Origin of the sequence: Mycobacterium sp. ST-F2 (genome assembly GCF_001905655.1) — a bacterium.
GTDB lineage: Bacteria > Actinomycetota > Actinomycetes > Mycobacteriales > Mycobacteriaceae > Mycobacterium.
In genome coordinates, this window is the sequence record NZ_JMHT01000007.1 from 1 (window position 1) to 19,526 (window position 19,526).

Genomic DNA, 19,526 nt, shown 5'->3' on the forward strand with positions numbered 1-19,526 from the left:
CCACGCACCCGATCTCACGGAGAACATCGAGCACGACCTCGCCATCGGCGGGTTCATCGACGTCGACCCGCAGGACACGATCGAGCCGATCCGCCGGCTCAAGAAGTTGGCTGCCGACAGGGGGTTTCAGCTGATTCCCGGCCATGATCCCCACGTGTGGCCCGAGCTCACCGAGCATTTCCACCACCGATTCGGTGCGCTGTGATGGAGTGCGTGCTGCGCGCCGACCGGGTGCTCGTCGACGGTCACCAGATTCCGGCCACGGTGGGGATCGACCGCGGGCGCATCGCCTTCGTCGGCGAGGTCGACGCCGATTGCCCGGCCGCAGAAGACATCCGGTTGCCCGAGTCGGTGGTGCTGCTGCCCGGTTTCGTCGACACGCACGTGCACATCAATGAGCCGGGGGCCGACTGGGAGGGGTTCGAGACCGCCACCGCAGCGGCCGCCGCGGCCGGGATCACCACCGTGGTGGACATGCCACTGGACTGCGACCCGGTGACCACCAGTGTCGCGGCACTGGACACCAAAAAAGCCACGGCAGAAGGTAATTGCCACGTCGACGTCGGGTACTGGGGTGGCGTGGTGCCGGGCAACCTGGACGGTCTGGCCGACCTGGCACAGGCCGGGGTGCGCGGTTTCAAATGCTTCCTGGCCGACTCGGGCAACCCGCATTTTCCGCACCTGAGCCCGGCACAATTCCGGGATACCATGCGGCGCATCGCCGAACTGGGGTCGGTGCTGCTGGTCCACGCCGAGAGCAACCGGGTGCTCGATGCCGGCCCACCGCCATCGGGCCGCGGATACCGGTCGTTCCTGGAATCACGCCCCGATGCCGCCGAAGACGACGCCGTGGCACTGGTGATCGACGCCGCGGCGGCGACCGGGGCCCGCGCGCACATCGTGCACGTCTCCAGCGCCACGGTGCTGGCGCGCCTGGTCGAGGCCAAGCGGGACGGGATTCCCGTGACGGCCGAAACCTGCCCGCATTACCTGACCTTCGCCGCCGAGGCGGTCCCGGACGGCAAGACCGAATTCGCCTGCTGCCCACCCATCCGGGATGGTGCCAACCGCGAATTGCTGTGGTCCGCGCTGCACGACGGCACCCTGGATTTGGTGGTGTCCGACCACTCACCGTGCGCGCCGCGGCTCAAGGGCGCGGGGGATTTCGGGCGGGCATTCGGCGGGATCAGTTCACTGCAGCTCAGCCCGCGCGCGGTGTGGACGCAGGCTGCCGCGCGTGGTTTCGGGTTGGCCGACCTGAGCCGGTGGATGTCGGAACGCCCCGCCGCGCTGGCCGGTTACGCCGACCGGGGCCGGATCGCGGTAGGCCTGCGGGCCGATCTGTGCGCCTTCGACCCTGGTGCGCTGGACACCGTGCGGGCGGCGACGCTGCGACACCGTCACCCGGTGAGCCCGTATGACGGTGTCGCGCTGCGGGGTTCGGTGCTGCAGACCTGGGTTGCCGGCACGCCGGCGTTGGTGGGGGAGCCGGTATGAGAATCCTGGTGCTCAATCCGAACACCTCGGCGGCCATGACCGCCGAGATCGCGGCCGCCGCGCGATCCGCGGCGCATTCTGACACCGAGATCGTCTGCATGTCACCGCATTTCGGGTCGGCCGCGATCGACTCGGCCGCCGAGAGCTACATTTCCGCGGTCGGGGTGATGGACCTGGTGGCTCGGCTGACCCGGTCCGGTGACTTCGACTTCGATGCCGTCATTCTCGCCGGATTCGGCGAGCACGGCCGCGACGCGCTCGCCGAGATGCTGACGGTGCCGGTGTTCGACATCGCCGAATGCGCCGCGCACGTCGCGCACCTGATCGGCCGGCGATTCTCGGTGATCACCACGCTGGCACGGTCGATCCCGCCGATCGAGGACCGGCTGCTGCTGGCCGGCCTGAACGCGCACTGCGCCTCGGTGCGCGCCTGCGGCCTGAGCACGGCAGAGGTGGACGCCGATCCGGCCGGAGCCGTACAGGCGATCGTCGACGAGGCGGCACGCGCCATCAACGAGGACGGTGCCGACGTGATCTGCCTGGGATGCGCCGGCATGGCGGGAGTGACGGCGGCGATCTCTGCCAAGCTCGGGGTTCCTGCCGTGGACGGGGTGGCCGCTGCCGTGGCTCTTGCGCAGGCTGTCGTCGGTCTGGGTCTGTCCACCAGCAAGACCGGGGTGTTCGCGCCGGGACCCGACAACCCACGCAGCCACTGGCCGCTGTCAGAGGTACTGGGCCTATGACCGACGTCGATCTCGCCTCGCGCCTCGTCGGCGGCAGCGTGGTGGCCGCCAGCGACGAATCGTTCGGATTCAAGGAACGGCTCGTCGACCCGGCCGAACCCGCCTTCGTGCCCGGAACGTTCGACCTGCGCGGAGAAGTGGTGGACGGCTGGGAGACCCGCCGCCACGCCGGCCGCGCCGGCGACTGGGCGATCATCCGGCTGGGGACACCCGGCCGGCTGCACGCGATCGACGTGGACACCCGGTTCTTCTCGGGCAATCACCCGAGCGCCTGCGCGGTGGATGCCTGCAGCCTGGAGCGCGCCGACGATCCGACGGACCCTGCCGTCGCGTGGACGGAAATTGTGGAATCGACTGTGCTCAAGGCGGATTCGCACAATCTGCTGGCCGTCGAGAACCACCTTCGGTGGACACATCTGCGGCTGCGGCTGCAGTCCGACGGCGGCGTGGCCCGACTTCGGGCATACGGCGAGGTGCTGCCGAACCCGGCATTGTGGAGCGATGTCACCGTGGAGGTATCCGGCCTGGAGAACGGTGGCCGGGTCGAATGGTGCAGTGACAGCTTCTATTCCAGCGCCACCTCGCTGATCGCGCCCAATCGGCCCCACAACATGGGCGACGGCTGGGAGGCGCGCAGGCGGCGAGATGTCGGACCGGACACCCACGACGCGGTGATCATCTCGTTCGCCGTGCCCGCCGACCTGCGCCGCATCGAGATCGACACCTCGTACTTCGTATTCAATGCCAGCCCGGAAGTGTCGGTGCTGGGTACCCGTTGCTGCCCCGATCGCGAACATGGCTGGGGGATGGTCGCTTTCGATGTTCCGGTGCTGCCCCGGACGCGACTGCTCGCCGATGCGCGCCAGGTGTTCGCGATCGACGTGCCCGCCGTGGCGGCACTGCGGGTGCAGGCCTACCCGGACGGCGGGATCGCCCGGGTGCGGGCCATCGGGGTGCCGACAGTCGACGGGCTGCGCACGCTGCAACGCCGCTGGGAGGAATCGTCATGACGCCGCTGCTGGCGGAGTGCGCCGGGCTGTGGCGCCGGACGCTGCTGATCGAAGCCGACGGCACACGCGACGCCGAACCGGGTGTGCTGTGGCTCCAGAGCCTGACGGCCTACGTGGATTCCCGTGGCTTCGCGGGCACCCTGCACCAGGAGGCCGACGTGTTCGAGTGGCATCGAGAGTTCGACGTCACGACGCCGGGCCCGCACCCGGATGCCGGCGTAATGCGCTGGGAGGGAGACATTCTCGTCGAGACCGGGGTCCACGAACCCTACGTCGAGCACTGGGTCCGCGACTCCGGCGAGGCGGGTTCGACCGGCGCCCTGCGCCTGTCCGGACCGGCCGGGGCGTCGGCACTTCTGGTCCGGGTCGGAGCCATGTTCGGCTGGGCCGACCGGACTCGGGTGGTGCTCGGCGCCGTAGGGGGCGCCGAGCACCGAGCCCTCGGTATCGACTTCGCCGGCATGGTCTCTGCCGGCGACGTAATCCAGGCCAACGGCGTGCGCTGGACGGTGGACGAATCGGAAGGGAATGTGAATTGATGAGTGGCGTAACGTCATTCACGTCGGTGCCGATCATCGACATCAGCGGATTGTCGTCACCCGAGCGTGCCGAGCAGCACCGCGTGGCCACCGAACTCGGCCGGGCGGCGGCCGAGGTCGGTTTCTTCTACATCAGCAACACCGGCATCGACGAGTCGTTGTTCAGCGTGATGCTGGCGGCGGTGAAGGAATACTTCGCGCTGCCGGTGGAAGAGAAGATGCGCAACTACATCGGCCTGTCGCGCTGTCACCGGGGATATGTGCCGGTCGGCGAGGAGGGCCTGGAGGGCACCGTCCCGGATCTGAAGGAAGCGTTCGACACCGCGCTGGACCTGCCTGCTGACGATCCGGACTATCTGGCGGGCAACCCCATGCTCGGGCCCAACGCCTGGCCGGACCTACCGGGTTTCGCCGAAGCGGTGACGGACTATTACCAAGCTCTGCTCGCGGTCGGACAGCGGCTGCTGTGGGCGTTCGCCGTCGCGCTCGGCGAGGACCCCGAGGTCTTCTCGCGGCACGCCACCAAGACTCCCAGCCAGCTGCGACTCATCCACTACCCGTACAACCCCGACGCCCACGACAGTGTCGGGATCGGCGCGCACACCGACTACGAGTGCTTCACACTGCTCAAGCCGACGGCCCCCGGGCTCGAGGTGCTCAACGGTGCCGGCGAGTGGATCGACGTGCCGCCGGTCGACGGGGCGTTCGTCGTCAATGTCGGGGACCTGCTGGAGCTGTGGACCAACGGCGCGTTCGTGGCCACCAGCCACCGCGTCCGCAAGGTCGCCGAGGAGCGGTACTCGTTCCCGCTGTTCTTCAACGTCGACTACCACACCGAGGTGAAACCTCTGCCGCAGTTCGCTTCGCCGGATGCCAAGCCGCGCCCGGCGCTGCGTGCCGGTGAGCACCTGTTCGCCCAGACCGCGCAGACGTTCGCCTACCTGCGGCAGCGCATCGAGTCGGGCGAACTGGTACTGCCCGACGGCTCACTGGAACTGGGACAGTTCGGCCAGCAGGCATTGCAGGGTGCGGGCTGACTAGTTGATGGGCGCGTTGAGCCAGTGCAGGTCGTCCAGCATGCCGCGGGCGGCGATGACGCCCTGGCCGGTCTGCCACACCTCGTTGTTGACCAGGAACACCCGGTTGTCGCGCGTGGCGGCAAGCTTCTTCCAGGCCGGGCCGTCCAGCAGCTTCGTGGCGTGGTCCTTGGCGGCCGGGGAGTCGAACGACAGGTAGACGATGTCGCCGTCGGCCGCCGAGAAGTCGGTGCCGGGACCGAGCTTCGAGATGTCGATCTCGTGGTAGGGCTTGTCGGTGAACCGTTGCGGCGCAGGGCGGTCCGCCCCGATCTTGGCGAGCACGCTGCCGGGGAAGTTGTTGGCGCCCCAGATTCGCAGGGTGCTCTCGGTCAGCTGCACGACCGACACCTGGAAATGCGGAGCGTCGTTCTGCGCGCCGACCTTGGTGGCCTCGGCGTTGAACCCGTCGACCAGCGCGCCGGCGGCCGCGCCGCGACCGGTGGCTGCGCCGACCATGCGCAGGTCGTCCTGCCAGGCCGCGCCGGCCGGCCCGGTGACAACCGTCGGTGCGATCGCCGACAGTCCGCCGTAGATATCCGACGTCGCCGCCGCCTGCGAACCGATGATCAGATCGGGGTTGGCGGCCTTGATGGCCGCCATGTCCGGTGCGCTGCGGGTGCCCGCCGACGGCGCGTTGTGGATCACGGTGCCCAGATATGAGGTCTGGCCCGACGAATCCGCCGGGGTCGCGGCGGCGACGATGCGGGACTGCAGCCCCAGTGCGCACAGTGCGTCGAGGGCCGCGCCCGACAGTACGACGATGCGCTGCGGGTCGGCCTTGACGTCGGTGGCGCCGGCCGCGTGCTGCACCTGGCGCGTCGGCGGGCCGTCTTCCAGTGCGGCCGGGGCCGGCGCGCAGGAATCATCGGGCCGGCGCTGGTTGCCCAACACGCCGGCCGTGGCGATACGGGTGGTGCTGGTGATGGGAGCTGAGTTCGCTGCCGGCGGGTCGCTGGTGTGGCCCGAGCAGCCCGTCAGGACGGTGGCGGCCGTCGCGCACACGGCGGCGAGAACCGCTGCGCTCGCGCTGGACAGCCGGGTACGGGGAGTCGGAAACTGCACGTGGCCGACGGTAACACCCGCGCGGTCCGGCCCAGATGGGGCGCGGTCACGGTCCCCGGCGCAACGCCGGGGACAGCGCCGGGTCCAGCCAATTACGACAGTTTGTAGGACCCTCGCCGCAATGCCGTGCGATGGGGGATAAGATCACCGGCAGACAACATGGGATGCCCCGTGTGCTCGAACTATTCGCGCGGAACATTTGGAGGATCTGTTGGTAGCCGAAGCGCCCCCAATCGGAGAACTCGAGGCTCGTCGCCCGTTCCCGGAGCGAATGGGCCCCAAGGGCAACCTGATCTACAAGCTGGTGACCACCACCGATCACAAGCTGATCGGCATCATGTACTGCGTCGTCTGCTTCGCCTTCTTCTTCATCGGTGGCTTGATGGCGCTGTTCATGCGCACCGAGCTGGCCATGCCGGGACTGCAGTTCCTGAGCAACGAGCAGTTCAACCAGCTGTTCACCATGCACGGCACCGTGATGCTGCTGTTCTACGCCACCCCGATCGTGTTCGGCTTCGCCAACCTGGTGCTGCCGCTGCAGATCGGCGCCCCCGACGTGGCGTTCCCGCGGCTGAACGCCTTCTCGTTCTGGCTCTTCCTCTTCGGCGCGATGATCGCCGTCGCCGGCTTCATCACCCCCGGTGGTGCCGCTGACTTCGGTTGGACCGCCTACTCGCCGCTGACCGACGCGATCCACTCGCCCGGTGCCGGTGGCGACCTGTGGATCGTCGGCCTGGCCGTCGGTGGTCTGGGCACCATCCTCGGTGCCGTCAACATGGTCACCACCTGTGTCTGCATGCGCTGCCCGGGTATGACCATGTTCCGGATGCCGATCTTCACCTGGAACATCCTGGTGACCTCGATCCTGGTGCTGCTGGCCTTCCCGCTGCTGACCGCCGCGCTGTTCGGCCTGGCCGCTGACCGCCACCTGGGCGCGCACATCTACGACCCCGCCAACGGCGGCGTCCTGCTGTGGCAGCACCTGTTCTGGTTCTTCGGGCACCCCGAGGTGTACATCATCGCGCTGCCGTTCTTCGGCATCGTGTCGGAGATCTTCCCGGTGTTCAGCCGCAAGCCGATCTTCGGTTACACCACCCTGATCTACGCGACGCTCGGTATCGCGGCCCTCTCGGTCGCGGTGTGGGCGCACCACATGTACGCCACCGGCGCCGTGCTGCTGCCGTTCTTCTCGTTCATGACGTTCCTGATCGCGGTCCCGACCGGTATCAAGTTCTTCAACTGGATCGGCACCATGTGGAAGGGGCAGTTGACCTTCGAGACGCCGATGCTGTTCTCGGTGGGCTTCCTCATCACCTTCCTCCTCGGTGGCCTGTCGGGCGTGCTGCTGGCCAGCCCGCCGCTGGACTTCCACGTGACGGACTCCTACTTCGTCATCGCGCACTTCCACTACGTGCTCTTCGGCACCATCGTGTTCGCCACCTACGCGGGCATCTACTTCTGGTTCCCGAAGATGACGGGCCGGCTGCTCGACGAGCGCCTGGGCAAGCTGCACTTCTGGCTGACCTTCATCGGCTTCCACACCACCTTCCTGGTCCAGCACTGGGTCGGTGACGCGGGCATGCCGCGTCGGTACGCCGACTACCTGCCCACCGACGGCTTCACCACGCTGAACGTGATCTCGACCATCGGCGCCTTCATCCTGGGCCTGTCCACGCTGCCCTTCGTGTGGAACGTCTTCAAGAGCTGGCGTTACGGCGAGCCCGTCGTGGTCGACGACCCCTGGGGCTACGGCAACTCCCTGGAGTGGGCCACCAGCTGCCCGCCGCCGCGGCACAACTTCACCGAGCTGCCCCGGATCCGTTCGGAGCGCCCGGCGTTCGAGCTGCACTACCCGCACATGGTCGAGCGGATGCGCGCCGAAGCGCACATCGGTCGATCGCACCACTAGGAATCAGCCGACCCGCCCGCGCCTAAGGCGCGGGCGGTTCTGCGTTAGGGGACTCAGGCGCATGACGCCGGAAAACAACTCAAACGGGTCGGTGCTGATCACCGTCACCGGACTGGACCAGCCGGGTGTGACCTCGACGCTGTTCGGCGTGCTGTCGCGGCACAACGTCGAGCTGTTGAACGTCGAGCAGGTGGTCATCCGTGGCCGCCTGACGCTCGGCGTGCTGGTCGCTGTCCCGGCCGAGGTGGCCGGCGACGTGTTGCGCGCCGACGTGCAGCAGGCCATCGGAGCACTCGGCCTGGACGTCGCCATCGACAGCAGTGACGACCAGCCGGTCCTGACCGAACCGTCGACCCACACCATCGTGGTGCTGGGCCGGCCCATCACGGCCGAGGCCTTCACGGTCGTCGCCCGCGAGGTCGCGGCGCTCGGGGTGAACATCGACTTCATCCGCGGCGTGTCCGATTACCCGGTGACCGGCCTGGAACTGCGGGTGTCGGTGCCGCCGGTGGGTGGGGCCTACGCCCAGCTGCAGACCGCGCTGGCCCGCGTCGCGGTCGACGAGGGCGTCGACATCGCGCTCGAGGACTACAGCCTGGCTCGGCGGGCCAAGCGGCTCATCGTGTTCGATGTCGACTCGACGCTGATCCAGGGTGAGGTCATCGAGATGCTGGCCGCGCGCGCCGGGGCCGAGGCCAAGGTTGCCGCGATCACCGAGGCGGCCATGCGCGGCGAACTCGACTTCGAGGAGTCGCTGCGCGAACGTGTCGCCACCCTCGCCGGGCTGCCGGCCGAGGTGGTCGACGAGGTCGCCGACCAGATCGAGCTCACCCCGGGTGCGCGGACCACGCTGCGTACGCTGCGCCGGCTGGGTTACCACTGCGGTGTGGTGTCCGGCGGCTTCCGTCAGGTCATCGAGCCGCTGGCCGAGGAATTGATGCTCGACTTCGTGGCGGCCAACCACCTGGAGATCGTGGACGGCAAGCTGACCGGCCGGGTGACCGGTCCGATCGTCGATCGTCCGGGCAAGGCCAAGGCACTGCGGGACTTCGCCAACCAGGCCGGCGTTCCCATGGAGCAGACCGTCGCGGTCGGCGACGGCGCCAACGACATCGACATGCTGTCGGCCGCGGGCCTCGGGGTGGCGTTCAACGCCAAGCCGGCGCTGCGGGCCGTCGCCGACGCGTCGCTGAACCACCCGTACCTGGACACTGTGCTGTTCATCCTCGGCATCACGCGCGGGGAGATCGAGGCGGCCGACGCCGTCGACGGTGTGGTGCGCCGGGTGGACATTCCCTAGGGATTCCCTGGCGAGGGCACACCGGGGCCGCTGTCGCGTTACAGTGGTGACTATTGATATTGATTTGCTGTGTAGGCGTGTGGGAGATGGTGACATGAAGCGTGCGGTTCTGGTTGGTGTGAGTGCTGTCGCGTTGGTCGCCGGCCCCTTGTCGGTTGTCTCGGTGACGGCGGCCGCACCGGCCTACGCATGCCCGTGGGGCACGGTGCCCAGCCACTTCGAAGGTGTGTGCGTCAAGGGGACGGCGAATGGCAGCGGGCCGCAGGCCGTGCCGCCGCAGACGTCCAACAGCGGTACGGGCGCACAGATCACCCAGTCGGTGGGCGGCTTGCAGACGGTCAACGGCATTCCCTGCACGCCCGAGCACATCGGCACCTGCATCGGCCTGATCCAGAGCCAGCAGTAAGTCTCGCCTCAGACGACGAGGGCGTGCGCGTCGGGCGTCCCGGCGCCGGTGACGTTGCGCCACGCCTGAGCCAGCACGGTAACCGATTCGTGTAGACGTTCCTCGGGTTGGGTGAAGGGCACCCGGATGAAGCGTTCCAGGGTGCCGTCGACTCCGAATCGTGGGCCCGCGGGGATGACGAGCCCCATCCGGGACGCCGCAGCGGACAGCGCTGAACTCATGGGGGCCGGCAGCCGCATCCACATCGACATGCCGCCGTGGCACGGGCTGGCCGTCCAGTCCGGAAGTTGTTCCTGCAGAAGCGAACTCACCAGCTGGCGCCGCGCACGCAGCATGTCGCGACGGGCCGGCAGAACCGCGTCGGCCTGGCGGAGCAGGTCGTCCGAGGCCAGTTGCTCGACGATGGCGGTGCCCAGGTCGATGGTCGGCCGCACCGCGGCGATGGCGGCCAGCGTGGACCGCTCGGCCCGGATCCAGCCGACCCGCAGGCCGCCCCAGAACGACTTGGACATCGAGCCGACGGTGATCACCAGGTCCCGGCGACTGTCCAGGTAGGAAGCCAGCGGCGGCGGCAGCGGCTCGTCCAGCCAGATGTCGCAGATGGTCTCGTCGATGATGGTGCGGGTCCGGGTCTCGGAGATGATGCGCGCGAGCCGCTCCCGTCCCGCGGCCGGCAGGCTCTGCCCGGTCGGGTTGTGATTGTCGACGATCAGGTAGGCCAGGGTGGGGGCCAGTTGCCGCATGGCGGCCTGCACGGCATCCAGTTCCCAGCCGTCGTCGGCCATGCTGACGGGTACCGGCCGGGCGCCGGATGCCGCGATGAGCGAGATGGCGCCGTGATAGGTCGGCTGCTCGATCAGCACTCGGTCGCCCGGGCGGGCGTAGGTGTCCAGCACGAGATTGATCGCGTGGAGCGCCCCGGTGGTCACCATGATCTCATCGGGATCGGTGGGAAGCCCTCTGGCGCAATATCTTTCGGCGATGGCCTGGCGGAGCTCGGCGACGCCGGTGAGTTCGATGCCGAGGTCGTGTAGGTGCGGCGCCAGGCGCTGGGTCGCGCGGGTGAAGGCCTCGAGGGTGGCGGCCGCCGGCGCGGAGGGTGCGGCGTCGGCCAGGCTCAGCGTGCCGGTCCTGACGATGGGCGCCGGACTGGTCGTCAGCACGGTGGGCGGCAGGGCTGTGGTGCTGCGGGCGCCGCGGCGGGCGTTGAGGTAGCCGTCCTCGCGCAGTTGGGCGTAGGCCGCGGTGACGGTGGTGCGCGAGACCCGCAGGGCGTCGGCCAGCGCGCGTTCGCTGGGATACCGGGCGCCGACGGGGAGCCGGCCGTCGACGATGAGCAGCCGGATGGCGTCGGCCAGGCCCAGATAGGCGGGGCCACTGAGGCTGGAGGTGCGCCAGTTGCCCAATTCGCGTGCCAGAAGGACTTCGTCAAGTGATCTGGCTGACATCTCGATCGACATTGAAGCCAGTATCGGCCAACTGGCTATTGAATGGCAAGCCAGTTGGCGGGAAAACTGGCGTCATGCGAACGAACTGGCTATCAAAACTGGCTGAGAAGCGCGCCCGGTCGAGGCGTGACAACCGCGCCGATGTCCGTGATCTGGATGCCGCTCGGGTGCGTCACGAGCTGGACGCCATCCGCGCTCGCTTCCAGGATCACCGGTGAGGGCAGAGGCCAAACGCGTCACCCGGACCGGCCTGACAGTCCGCTCGGCGCTGCTGCTGGCCGGGCTGAGTGGCTACGGGGTGTCGATGGCGCTGTTCGTGCGCGCCGGCCTGGGACTGGACCCGTGGGACGTCTTCCACCAGGGCCTGGCCAAGCACACCGGGCTGACCATCGGCGGCGCCACGGCGCTCGTCGGCGTGGTGGTGCTGCTGGGCTGGATCCCGCTGCGCACCCGGCCGGGCGTCGGCACCGTCGCGAACGTCATCGTCATCTCCGTCGTGGTCGACGCCGCGCTGCTGGTGCTGCCACAGCCGACGACGCTGCCGGTGCGTACGGCGATGATGGTCGGCGCCGTGGTGCTCAACGCGGTGAGCACGGTGATGTACATCGGCGCGGGGATGGGTCCGGGGCCGCGCGACGGACTGATGACCGGGCTGGTCGCCCGCACCGGATGGTCGGTGCGCCTGGTCCGGACCGGTATCGAGGTCACCGTGCTGGCCACCGGATGGCTGCTGGGCGGCACCGTCGGTGTGGGAACCGTGGTGTATGCCTTGGGGATTGGGCCGCTGGTGCAACTGGTGCTGCGGTGCACCCCGAGTCGCTGGCTCGCTGCCAGTGGATGGGCACACGTGGTGGGGGACCGGGTCGCTGAACCGGCCTCCCGATTGGTCACGGCTACGATGAGCGAGTGCCCGGCGCCCTCAGCGACAACCTCGCAAAATCAGATGTCGAGCCCGACTCCGACCAATTGATCGGCTCCGCCGATGACGACCTGCTGATCCAATTCTCCGGGGTGACGCTGCGCCGCGGCGGATCCACCCTGGTCGGTCCGATCGACTGGTCCGTGGAACTCGACGAACGCTGGGTCGTCCTCGGCCCCAACGGCGCCGGCAAGACGTCGCTGCTGCGCATGGCGGCCGCCGTCGAACATCCGTCGTCGGGCACGGCCTTCGTCCTCGGTGAACGGCTGGGCCGCACCGACATGTCCGAGCTGCGGTCTCGGATCGGGCTCAGCAGTTCGGCGCTGGCGCAGCGGATACCGGACGACGAAGTGGTGCGGGATCTGGTGGTTTCCGCCGGTTACGCGGTCCTGGGCCGGTGGCGCGAACAGTACGACGACGTCGACTACAACCGCGCACTGGACACCCTCGAGAGCGTCGGCGCCGAACACCTCGCCGACCGGCACTACGGCACCCTGTCCGAGGGCGAGCGCAAGCGTGTGCTGATCGCGCGGTCACTCATGACGGACCCGGAGCTGCTGCTGCTCGACGAGCCGGCGGCCGGACTGGACCTGGGCGGTCGCGAAGAACTGGTGGCGCGGCTCGCGGATCTGGCTGCCGATGCCGATGCGCCGGCGTCGGTCCTGGTGACCCACCACGTCGAGGAGATCCCCGAGGGCTTCACGCACTGCCTGCTGCTCTCCGAAGGTCAGGCGGTCGCGGCCGGTCTGCTGACCGATGTGCTGACGTCCGAGAATCTGTCCCAGGCCTTCGGCCAGTCGATCGCCCTGGACTACATCGACGGGCGGTACTTCGCCCGTCGTACCCGCAGCCGTGCGGCACACAGGAGGCGTGCATGACCGAACTTGATCCCCTGCATCCCAGGCCGGCGGCTACCGTGATGCTGGTGCGCGACGGTGCGCCGGGCATCGAGGTCTTCCTGATGCGCCGCACCATGTCCATGGCCTTCGCCGGCGGCATGACGGTGTTCCCCGGCGGTGGGGTTGATGAGCGCGATCGCGATGCCGACATTGCCTGGACCGGACCCGGCCGCACGTGGTGGGCCGAGAAGTTCGGCGTCGACCCCGTGCTGGCCGGCGCACTGGTGTGTGCCGCTGCCCGCGAGACCTTCGAGGAATGTGGCGTGCTGTTCGCGGGCCCGGCCGGCGACCCGGATGGCATCGTCTCCGACGCCTCCGTGTACCACGAATCCCGTGTCGCGCTGGAAAGCCGTGAGCTGTCGTTCGGGGAGTTCCTGGCCCGCGAGAAGCTGGTGCTGCGCGCCGACCTGCTGTGGCCCTGGGCCAACTGGATCACCCCCAAAGAGGAGCGGACGCGTCGCTACGACACGTTCTTCTTCGTCGGCGCTCTGCCGGCCGGTCAGCGCGCCGACGGCAACAACACCGAGAGCGACCACGTGGCCTGGCGCACGCCCACGGCGGCGCTCACGGAGTTCGAGGAGGGGCATTCCTTCCTGCTGCCGCCCACCTGGACGCAGTTGAGCTCACTGGACGGCCGCACGGTCGGCGAGTTGCTCAAGGACGAGCGGAAGATCGAGCCGATCGAACCGGTGCTCACCATGGGCGAGGGCACGTGGGACATCGAGTTCTTCGATGCCGAGCGGTACAAGGCGGCTCGCGCCGGTAGGGCGCAGTGATGACGAAGCGTGAGTTCGCCGCGGAATTCGTCGAAATCCACGTCACCGACGGCATCGGGACCCTGCTCCTGGCCCGGCCCCCGCGCAATGCGCTGACCCGCCAGATGTGCCGGGAGATCACCGCGGCTGCCGAGGAGCTGGGCCAGCGGCCGGATGTCACCGCCGTCATCGTGTACGGCGGCCACGAGGTGTTCTGCACTGGCGACGACGATCACGAGACCAGCACCCTCGACGCCGCCGAAGCCCGCGTCGCGGGGGCGGTGTGCCGCGCCGCTGTCGACGCCGTCGCCGCCATTCCGCGGCCCACCGTCGCGGCCGTGACGGGCTACGCGCTGGGCAGTGGCCTGACGCTGGCGCTGGCCGCCGACTGGCGGATCAGCGGTGACAACGTCAAGGTCGGGTCGACGGAGATTCTGTCGGGCCGGGCGCCCGTGGAAGGTGCGGCAGGGCGCCTCGCCGCAGCCGTCGGCGACAGCCGCGCCAAGGACCTGGTGTTCAGCGGCCGGTTCGCCGGCGCCGAGGAAGCGGTGGCCCTGGGTCTGATCGACCAACTGGTGGCGCCCGACCACGTCTTCGACGAGGCAGAGAAGTGGGCACGCAGGTTCCTGGACTCCTCGCCCGAGGCGCTGGCCACAGCAAAGGCGGCGTTCGGGCTTCGCTGAAGCGGTGGTCAGCCGGTGAACAGAACCGTGGATGTGAACTCCCGGTGACCGGGCAGTTAGGCTGACCTGCATGACGAGTACCGACCAGACGTCCGAGGTCGCCGCAGCCGACGCTGCCGCCCAGGTATCCGACGTAGTTTCCCCGGCTGTTGACCAGGCGCCCAACCCGCACGCGACCGCCGAGCAGGTCGAGGCGGCGCGCCACGACACCAAGCTGGCGCAGATTCTGTACCACGACTGGGAAGCCGAGAGCTACGACGACAAGTGGTCGATCTCGTACGACCAGCGGTGCATCGACTACGCCCGCGGCCGCTTCGACGCCATCGTCCCCGACGAGGTCCAGCGACAGCTGCCCTACGACCGTGCGCTCGAACTCGGCTGTGGCACCGGCTTCTTCCTGCTGAACCTCATCCAGGCCGGCGTGGCCCGCCGTGGCTCGGTCACCGACCTGTCCCCGGGCATGGTCAAGGTGGCCACCCGCAACGGCAAGGCCCTCGGCCTGGACATCGACGGCCGCGTCGCCGACGCCGAGGGAATCCCCTACGAGGACAACACCTTCGACCTGGTCGTCGGCCACGCGGTGCTGCACCACATCCCCGATGTGGAGCTGTCGCTGCGCGAGGTGGTCCGCGTGCTCAAGCCGGGCGGCCGCTTCATCTTCGCCGGTGAGCCCACCACCGTCGGTAACTTCTACGCCCGTCGCCTGGCCGACCTGACCTGGAAGACCACCGTCGCGGCCATGAAGCTGCCCGGCCTGGAATCCTGGCGCCGTCCGCAGGAAGAGCTCGACGAGAACTCGCGCGCCGCGGCGCTGGAGTGGATCGTCGACCTGCACACCTTCGATCCCGCCGACCTGGAGCGCATGGCCACCAACGCCGGTGCGGTCGAAGTCGCCACGGCCAGTGAGGAATTCACCGCCGCCATGCTGGGCTGGCCGGTGCGGACCTTCGAGTCGACGGTGCCCCCGGGCAAGCTCGGCTTCAAGTGGGCCAAGTTCGCCTTCGGCGGTTGGACCACGCTGAGCTGGTTCGACGCCAACGTGTGGCGCCGGGTCGTGCCGAAGGGCTGGTTCTACAACGTGATGATCACCGGGGTCAAGCCTTCCTGAGTTGGCTGTAGCTTTCACGCTCGACGATGTCGCCTACCTGACCGGCCCCGGTCAGGAGGCGCTCGCCGAGGTGGCCGCCCGGCCGCTGACCGATGCTCACCGGGTCTCCGATATCGCCTGGGCCCGTTCGCGTTTCGGCGACCGTGCAGCGGTACTGGTCGAGACGGTGCTGCTGCGCCGGAAGGCCGTCGCCAAACTGGCCGAGCTCGGCGACGTGTCCGGCTGGCTGTTCACCGACGAGGCACTGCAGCAGGCGACGGCGGGGGCTGTTGCGACCCACCGCGCCCGACGGCTCTCCGGCCGCGTCGTGCACGACGCCACCTGCTCGGTGGGGACAGAGCTTGCCGCCCTGCGCAATTCGGCCGCGCTGCTGATCGGCAGTGATCTCGACGCGGTCCGGTTGGCCATGGCGCAGCACAACGTGGGTGGGCACGCGCAGCTGTGCCGTGCCGACGCCCTGCGCCCGGTGACCCGGGATGCCGTCGTGGTCGTCGACCCGGCCCGGCGCAGTTCGGGGCGCCGTAAGTTCGATCCCCGTGACTACGCGCCGCCGCTGGACGAGCTGCTGGCGGTGTACCGCGGCCGCGACCTGGTGGTGAAATGCGCGCCCGGCGTCGATTTCGGCCAGCTGGCCGAGCTGGGATTCAGCGGCGAAGTGCAGATCACGTCGCTGGCCGGCAGTGTGCGGGAGGCCTGCTTGTGGTCGCCCGGGCTGACGGCGTCCGGCGTCACGCGCCGGGCGACGGTGCTGGACAAGGCCGGCGAATTGGCCGAGGAATTCACTGACGCCGACCCCGACGACTGCCCCTCGGCACCTGCCGGGCGCTGGATCGTCGACCCCGACGGTGCGGTGATTCGTGCCGGGCTGGTGCGCCACTATGCGGCGCGGCACGGCCTGTGGCAGTTGGACCCGGCGATCGCCTACCTCTCCGGTGATGAACTGCCCAGCGGGACAAGGGGATTCGAGGTCATCGAGCAGATCGCGTACAACGAGAAGCGGCTCCGTCAGGCTCTCTCGGCGCACCGGGCGTCGGCCGTCGAGATTCTGGTGCGCGGCGTCGACGTCGACCCCGACGCCCTGCGCGCCAAGCTGAAGCTGCAGCGCTCCGGCGCGCAGATGTCGGTGGTGATCACCCGCATCGGCACCGGCGCCGCGGCCCGGCCGACGGCGTTCATTTGCCGTCCGTCTCGCTGAATCACCTGGTCGCAGTTGGTGCCCAGTCCCGGCGGCACCGACAGGTACGCTGGAAAGGCGGTGACGTGCCGCATTCAGTCATCCCTCGGAGGATCCACCACATGCGCCTTTCCGCTCTCGCCGCAGTGATCGCTGCCTCAGGCGTGGCCGGTTGGCTCGGCATGCCGCTGGCGGCCGCGAACCCGGCGAAGTGCTCGGAATTGGCAGGTGTCATCGACGGATCGCGGATGTGCCAGATTCGCGACACGTCACGCGGTTACGCCCTCAACATCAGTTATCCGGTCGATTACCCCGACCAGCAGGCGGTGGTCGACTACGTCACGCAGACGCGTGACGGATACGTCAACGTGGCGAAGATGCCTGGGCCGCACGAGACCTCGTACGAGTTGGACTCCACCGCGACCTTGTACAGCGCATCGGTCCCGCCGCGCGGCACCCAGTCGGTGGTGTTCAAGACGTTCCAGGATGTCGGTGGCGCGCACCCGCAGACGTTCTACAAGTCGTTCAACTGGGACCAGGTCCAGCGCAAGCCCATCACCATCGAGAACCTGTTCGCCCCTGGCGCACAACCGTTTCCGGTGATCCTGCCGATGGTCCAGGGCGAGCTGGTCAGGCAGTCCGCGCAGCCGGTGCTGCTGCCGCCGTCGGCCGGGCTGGACCCGGACACGTACCAGAACTTCGCGCTCACCAACGACTCACTGATCTTCTTCTTCAGCCAGGGTCAGGTGCTGCCGGAGTCGGCCGGCGCGATTCAGGTGACGGTGCCCCGGGCGCCGGTCGAGGCGATGCTGGCCTAGTGATTTGTGCACGATTTTCCGCGCCGGCCGCGGATTTTCGTGCACAAATCCCTGATCAGGCCGGAGCGAACGCGTAGACCTGGCCGTCGCTGGTGGCCGTGACGACGCGCTTGTCGTGGCCGACGGACACGCCGACGGGCCAGCCGGTGGCTCCGGGCAGCGGGTAGCTGTTGACGGTGTGGCCGTCAGCGGGGGAGAAGACGAGCAATGCCTGTCCGTGGTCACCGTCGCGGACCACGACGTACCCGACATCGGTGCCGGCGCGCGTGGACGTCGTCAGCGCCTCGACGTCGCTGCGGGACCATGCCACTTCGCCCTTCTCGCCCTTGTCCTTGACCGCGGTGAGCTTGCTCTGCGGTCCGCCCCCGGAGACCACCAGGCCGTCCGGCGTCACCGACGGTGGCGTCTGCGGCTGGAAGCCGAGGTCGACGGACCATTTGGCCTTGCCGTCGTCGGAGTTCAGCGCCCAGAGGTGACGGTCCCGCCCGTTGACATAGACCGTCTTGCCATCGGCGGACAGCACCGGGCTGGCGATCGGGCCGCCACCGACCGCCGTGCTGGTCCATTCGCGGCTCAGCAGCGGCGTCTGGCCCTCGTGATAGCGCATTCCGACGAGTGTGGGCGCGTCGGTACCGGGCTGCCAGAGGTTCATCACCACCACGTTGGTCTCGGGTGAGAAGGCAGGGGCCGCAGAGATGGGGCAGCCTGCCTTGGCGGGCTGGCAATCGGCCAGGCCACGAGCCGAGTCCGCGGGGTCGACGCCGCTGACCAAATCCAGCGGGGCACCGATGGTCTGGCCGCGGTGGGCGTCGAACACCAGAACCTGGCCGAGATGCGTCACGATGAGGAGCTGGCCAGGCGCCAGGATGCGCGGTGTCATCGGCATTCCGATCACCGGCTGGCGCCAGCGGATCCACTGCGTCGGCGGGAACGACAAGATGGCCCCCGGCTGGCCGACGTACATGTTGTCGAAGCCATCGAAGAGCGGGCTGGACATGCCGCCGCCCTGCCACAGGCGCGTGCACCACCGCTGGCGGCCGTGCTCGTCGCTTTCCCAGACCATCAGCGAGCAGCCGGCGGCCGACTGTGCGTTGATGGCCAGGTAGCTACCGGAGCCGAGGATCACCTGGGCACCGAGGTTGCCCTTGGCCGAGCGGGCCCAGTCCTGCTTCAGGCTGCTCGCGCCGGCGAGCTTGGTGGAGCTGCTGTTGGCGGCGTCGCCGTACTGTGCCGGCCAGCCGTCTGAAGGATGGGCCTCGACCCAGGAGTCGGTGTTGCCGCAACCGGCGACGGTCAGGGTGACCGCCAAGGTCAGCAGTGCGGCGGCGACCGGCGTCGTTCTGGCGGCAAGGCGGCGCTTTCGGTGTGCAGACATCGAGTTCCGAGACTAGCCCGAGACCGGCGAATGTCCGATTTCGCCTCGCGTAGGCTTTCCGGCCATGACGACGATGTGGGGCGCACCGATTCACAAACGATGGCGGGGTTCGCGGTTGCGCGACCCGCGGCAGGCGCGCTTCCTCACCCGCGAGTCGCTGAAATGGGTCCTGGACAACAAGGCCTACACCCCGTGGTACCTCGTGCGGTACTGGCGGCTGCTCAAGTTCAAGCTGGCCAACCCGCACATCATCACGCGTGGCATGGTGTTCCTCGGCAAGGGTGTCGAGATTCAGTGCACGCCCGAGCTGGCGCAGATGGAGATCGGCCGTTGGGTCCACATCGGCGACAAGAACACCATCCGCTGCCACGAGGGCTCGCTGCGCTTCGGCGACAAGGTGGTGCTGGGCCGCGACAACGTGATCAACACCTATCTGGACATCGAGCTCGGTGAGTCGGCACTGATGGCCGACTGGTGCTACGTCTGCGACTTCGACCACAAGATGGACAGCATGGAGCTGCCGATCAAGGACCAGGGCATCATCAAGGGTCCGGTGCGGATCGGTCCGGACACCTGGGTCGCCGCCAAGGTGACCATCCTGCGCAACACCAGCATCGGCCGCGGCTGCGTGCTGGGTGCCCACGCGGTGGTCAAGGGCGAGATTCCCGACTTCTCCATCGCCGTCGGCGCACCGGCCAAGGTGGTCAGGAACCGCAAGCTGGACTGGGAGACCTCGGCCGCCGAGCGTGAGGAACTCGCGCGGGCCCTGGCCGATATCGAGCGTAAGAAGAGCTCCCGGTAA

At 68.6% G+C, this 19,526-nt stretch carries 19 protein-coding genes and 1 pseudogene; 17 read left to right on the forward strand and 3 right to left on the reverse strand.

What is annotated here, in order from left to right; all coding sequences use genetic code 11:
- The 6 genes and pseudogenes from EB75_RS03630 to EB75_RS03655 form a co-directional block, all read left to right on the forward strand.
- Nucleotides 1-205 (forward strand): annotated as a pseudogene (locus EB75_RS03630) (N-acyl homoserine lactonase family protein); the annotation flags it as partial.
- A complete protein-coding gene (gene allB, locus EB75_RS03635) occupies nucleotides 205-1,497 on the forward strand; it encodes an allantoinase AllB (protein ID WP_073694126.1) in 1,293 nt (430 codons plus the stop codon). The pseudogene EB75_RS03630 and the gene allB, both read left to right, overlap by 1 nt.
- The gene (locus tag EB75_RS03640) at nucleotides 1,494-2,240 is read left to right on the forward strand and encodes an aspartate/glutamate racemase family protein (protein WP_073694127.1); all 747 of its coding nucleotides are present in this window, start codon (nucleotides 1,494-1,496) and stop codon (nucleotides 2,238-2,240) included. The genes allB and EB75_RS03640 overlap by 4 nt, the downstream gene beginning before the upstream one ends.
- Nucleotides 2,237-3,250 (forward strand): allantoicase, encoded by a 1,014-nt coding sequence (gene alc / locus EB75_RS03645; protein ID WP_073694128.1) that lies wholly within the window; start codon nucleotides 2,237-2,239, stop codon nucleotides 3,248-3,250. Before EB75_RS03640 ends, alc begins: the two co-directional genes overlap by 4 nt.
- Nucleotides 3,247-3,789, forward strand: coding sequence for a hypothetical protein (locus EB75_RS03650; protein WP_073694129.1), 543 nt, complete (start codon nucleotides 3,247-3,249; stop codon nucleotides 3,787-3,789). The genes alc and EB75_RS03650 overlap by 4 nt, the downstream gene beginning before the upstream one ends.
- Nucleotides 3,789-4,826: an isopenicillin N synthase family dioxygenase gene (locus EB75_RS03655; protein WP_073694130.1), complete on the forward strand. Its 1,038-nt coding sequence runs from the start codon at nucleotides 3,789-3,791 to the stop codon at nucleotides 4,824-4,826. The genes EB75_RS03650 and EB75_RS03655 overlap by 1 nt, the downstream gene beginning before the upstream one ends.
- On the opposite strand, the gene EB75_RS03660 is transcribed toward EB75_RS03655, so the two are convergent.
- On the reverse strand, nucleotides 4,827-5,930 hold the full coding sequence (locus EB75_RS03660; protein WP_174557617.1) for an ABC transporter substrate-binding protein: 1,104 nt from the start codon (nucleotides 5,928-5,930) through the stop codon (nucleotides 4,827-4,829).
- A gap of 211 nt (nucleotides 5,931-6,141) precedes the next feature.
- Here EB75_RS03660 and ctaD point away from each other — a divergent pair, with 211 nt between their 5' ends.
- The 3 genes from ctaD (at nucleotide 6,142) to EB75_RS03675 (ending at nucleotide 9,545) form a co-directional block, all read left to right on the forward strand.
- Nucleotides 6,142-7,839, forward strand: a complete 1,698-nt coding sequence (ctaD, locus tag EB75_RS03665) for an aa3-type cytochrome oxidase subunit I (RefSeq protein WP_073694275.1) — start codon at nucleotides 6,142-6,144, stop codon at nucleotides 7,837-7,839.
- Nucleotides 7,840-7,900: 61 nt separating this feature from the next.
- Complete coding sequence (gene serB, locus EB75_RS03670; protein ID WP_073694131.1) at nucleotides 7,901-9,139, forward strand: phosphoserine phosphatase SerB; 1,239 nt, start codon at nucleotides 7,901-7,903, stop codon at nucleotides 9,137-9,139.
- A 94-nt stretch (nucleotides 9,140-9,233) separates the two neighbouring features.
- On the forward strand, nucleotides 9,234-9,545 hold the full coding sequence (locus EB75_RS03675; RefSeq protein WP_020103125.1) for a hypothetical protein: 312 nt from the start codon (nucleotides 9,234-9,236) through the stop codon (nucleotides 9,543-9,545).
- An 8-nt stretch (nucleotides 9,546-9,553) separates the two neighbouring features.
- On the opposite strand, the gene yczR is transcribed toward EB75_RS03675, so the two are convergent.
- Nucleotides 9,554-11,005 carry a MocR-like transcription factor YczR gene (gene yczR, locus EB75_RS03680; RefSeq protein ID WP_073694132.1) on the reverse strand — a complete coding sequence of 484 codons (1,452 nt, stop codon included), beginning with the start codon at nucleotides 11,003-11,005 and terminating at the stop codon, nucleotides 9,554-9,556.
- 292 nt (nucleotides 11,006-11,297) lie between these two features.
- On the opposite strand from yczR, the gene yczE reads away from it, so the two are divergent.
- From yczE to EB75_RS03715, 7 genes are all read left to right on the forward strand, one after another.
- Complete coding sequence (yczE, locus tag EB75_RS03685) at nucleotides 11,298-11,963, forward strand: membrane protein YczE (RefSeq protein ID WP_286150080.1); 666 nt, start codon at nucleotides 11,298-11,300, stop codon at nucleotides 11,961-11,963.
- Nucleotides 11,960-12,790: an ABC transporter ATP-binding protein gene (locus tag EB75_RS03690; protein ID WP_073694134.1), complete on the forward strand. Its 831-nt coding sequence runs from the start codon at nucleotides 11,960-11,962 to the stop codon at nucleotides 12,788-12,790. Before yczE ends, EB75_RS03690 begins: the two co-directional genes overlap by 4 nt.
- Nucleotides 12,787-13,587, forward strand: a complete 801-nt coding sequence (locus tag EB75_RS03695) for an NUDIX hydrolase (RefSeq protein ID WP_073694135.1) — start codon at nucleotides 12,787-12,789, stop codon at nucleotides 13,585-13,587. The genes EB75_RS03690 and EB75_RS03695 overlap by 4 nt, the downstream gene beginning before the upstream one ends.
- Nucleotides 13,587-14,249: an enoyl-CoA hydratase gene (locus EB75_RS03700; RefSeq protein ID WP_073694136.1), complete on the forward strand. Its 663-nt coding sequence runs from the start codon at nucleotides 13,587-13,589 to the stop codon at nucleotides 14,247-14,249. Before EB75_RS03695 ends, EB75_RS03700 begins: the two co-directional genes overlap by 1 nt.
- A gap of 70 nt (nucleotides 14,250-14,319) precedes the next feature.
- Complete coding sequence (locus tag EB75_RS03705) at nucleotides 14,320-15,357, forward strand: class I SAM-dependent methyltransferase (protein ID WP_073694137.1); 1,038 nt, start codon at nucleotides 14,320-14,322, stop codon at nucleotides 15,355-15,357.
- 1 nt (nucleotide 15,358) lies between these two features.
- Nucleotides 15,359-16,552 (forward strand): THUMP-like domain-containing protein, encoded by a 1,194-nt coding sequence (locus EB75_RS03710; RefSeq protein ID WP_083611955.1) that lies wholly within the window; start codon nucleotides 15,359-15,361, stop codon nucleotides 16,550-16,552.
- Between the two features lie 101 nt (nucleotides 16,553-16,653).
- Nucleotides 16,654-17,349, forward strand: a complete 696-nt coding sequence (locus EB75_RS03715; RefSeq protein WP_073694138.1) for an esterase — start codon at nucleotides 16,654-16,656, stop codon at nucleotides 17,347-17,349.
- Between the two features lie 55 nt (nucleotides 17,350-17,404).
- Here the strand turns inward: EB75_RS03715 and EB75_RS03720 are convergent, their stop codons facing one another.
- Nucleotides 17,405-18,724, reverse strand: a complete 1,320-nt coding sequence (locus tag EB75_RS03720; protein ID WP_073694139.1) for an outer membrane protein assembly factor BamB family protein — start codon at nucleotides 18,722-18,724, stop codon at nucleotides 17,405-17,407.
- Between the two features lie 64 nt (nucleotides 18,725-18,788).
- Between EB75_RS03720 and EB75_RS03725 the strand changes: the two genes are divergently transcribed.
- A complete protein-coding gene (locus EB75_RS03725) occupies nucleotides 18,789-19,526 on the forward strand; it encodes an acyltransferase (RefSeq protein WP_073694140.1) in 738 nt (245 codons plus the stop codon).

Coding starts and splice junctions, on each gene's coding strand:
- yczR (WP_073694132.1), bottom strand. CDS start 11,005: ATGTCGATCGAGATGTCAGCCAGATCACTTGACGAAGTCCTTCTGGCA.
- EB75_RS03695 (WP_073694135.1), top strand. CDS start 12,787: ATGACCGAACTTGATCCCCTGCATCCCAGGCCGGCGGCTACCGTGATG.
- alc (WP_073694128.1), top strand. CDS start 2,237: ATGACCGACGTCGATCTCGCCTCGCGCCTCGTCGGCGGCAGCGTGGTG.
- EB75_RS03720 (WP_073694139.1), bottom strand. CDS start 18,724: ATGTCTGCACACCGAAAGCGCCGCCTTGCCGCCAGAACGACGCCGGTC.
- EB75_RS03700 (WP_073694136.1), top strand. CDS start 13,587: ATGACGAAGCGTGAGTTCGCCGCGGAATTCGTCGAAATCCACGTCACC.
- EB75_RS03675 (WP_020103125.1), top strand. CDS start 9,234: ATGAAGCGTGCGGTTCTGGTTGGTGTGAGTGCTGTCGCGTTGGTCGCC.
- EB75_RS03655 (WP_073694130.1), top strand. CDS start 3,789: ATGAGTGGCGTAACGTCATTCACGTCGGTGCCGATCATCGACATCAGC.
- yczE (WP_286150080.1), top strand. CDS start 11,298: ATGGCGCTGTTCGTGCGCGCCGGCCTGGGACTGGACCCGTGGGACGTC.
- EB75_RS03640 (WP_073694127.1), top strand. CDS start 1,494: ATGAGAATCCTGGTGCTCAATCCGAACACCTCGGCGGCCATGACCGCC.
- EB75_RS03725 (WP_073694140.1), top strand. CDS start 18,789: ATGACGACGATGTGGGGCGCACCGATTCACAAACGATGGCGGGGTTCG.
- serB (WP_073694131.1), top strand. CDS start 7,901: ATGACGCCGGAAAACAACTCAAACGGGTCGGTGCTGATCACCGTCACC.
- EB75_RS03705 (WP_073694137.1), top strand. CDS start 14,320: ATGACGAGTACCGACCAGACGTCCGAGGTCGCCGCAGCCGACGCTGCC.
- EB75_RS03650 (WP_073694129.1), top strand. CDS start 3,247: ATGACGCCGCTGCTGGCGGAGTGCGCCGGGCTGTGGCGCCGGACGCTG.
- EB75_RS03715 (WP_073694138.1), top strand. CDS start 16,654: ATGCGCCTTTCCGCTCTCGCCGCAGTGATCGCTGCCTCAGGCGTGGCC.
- allB (WP_073694126.1), top strand. CDS start 205: ATGGAGTGCGTGCTGCGCGCCGACCGGGTGCTCGTCGACGGTCACCAG.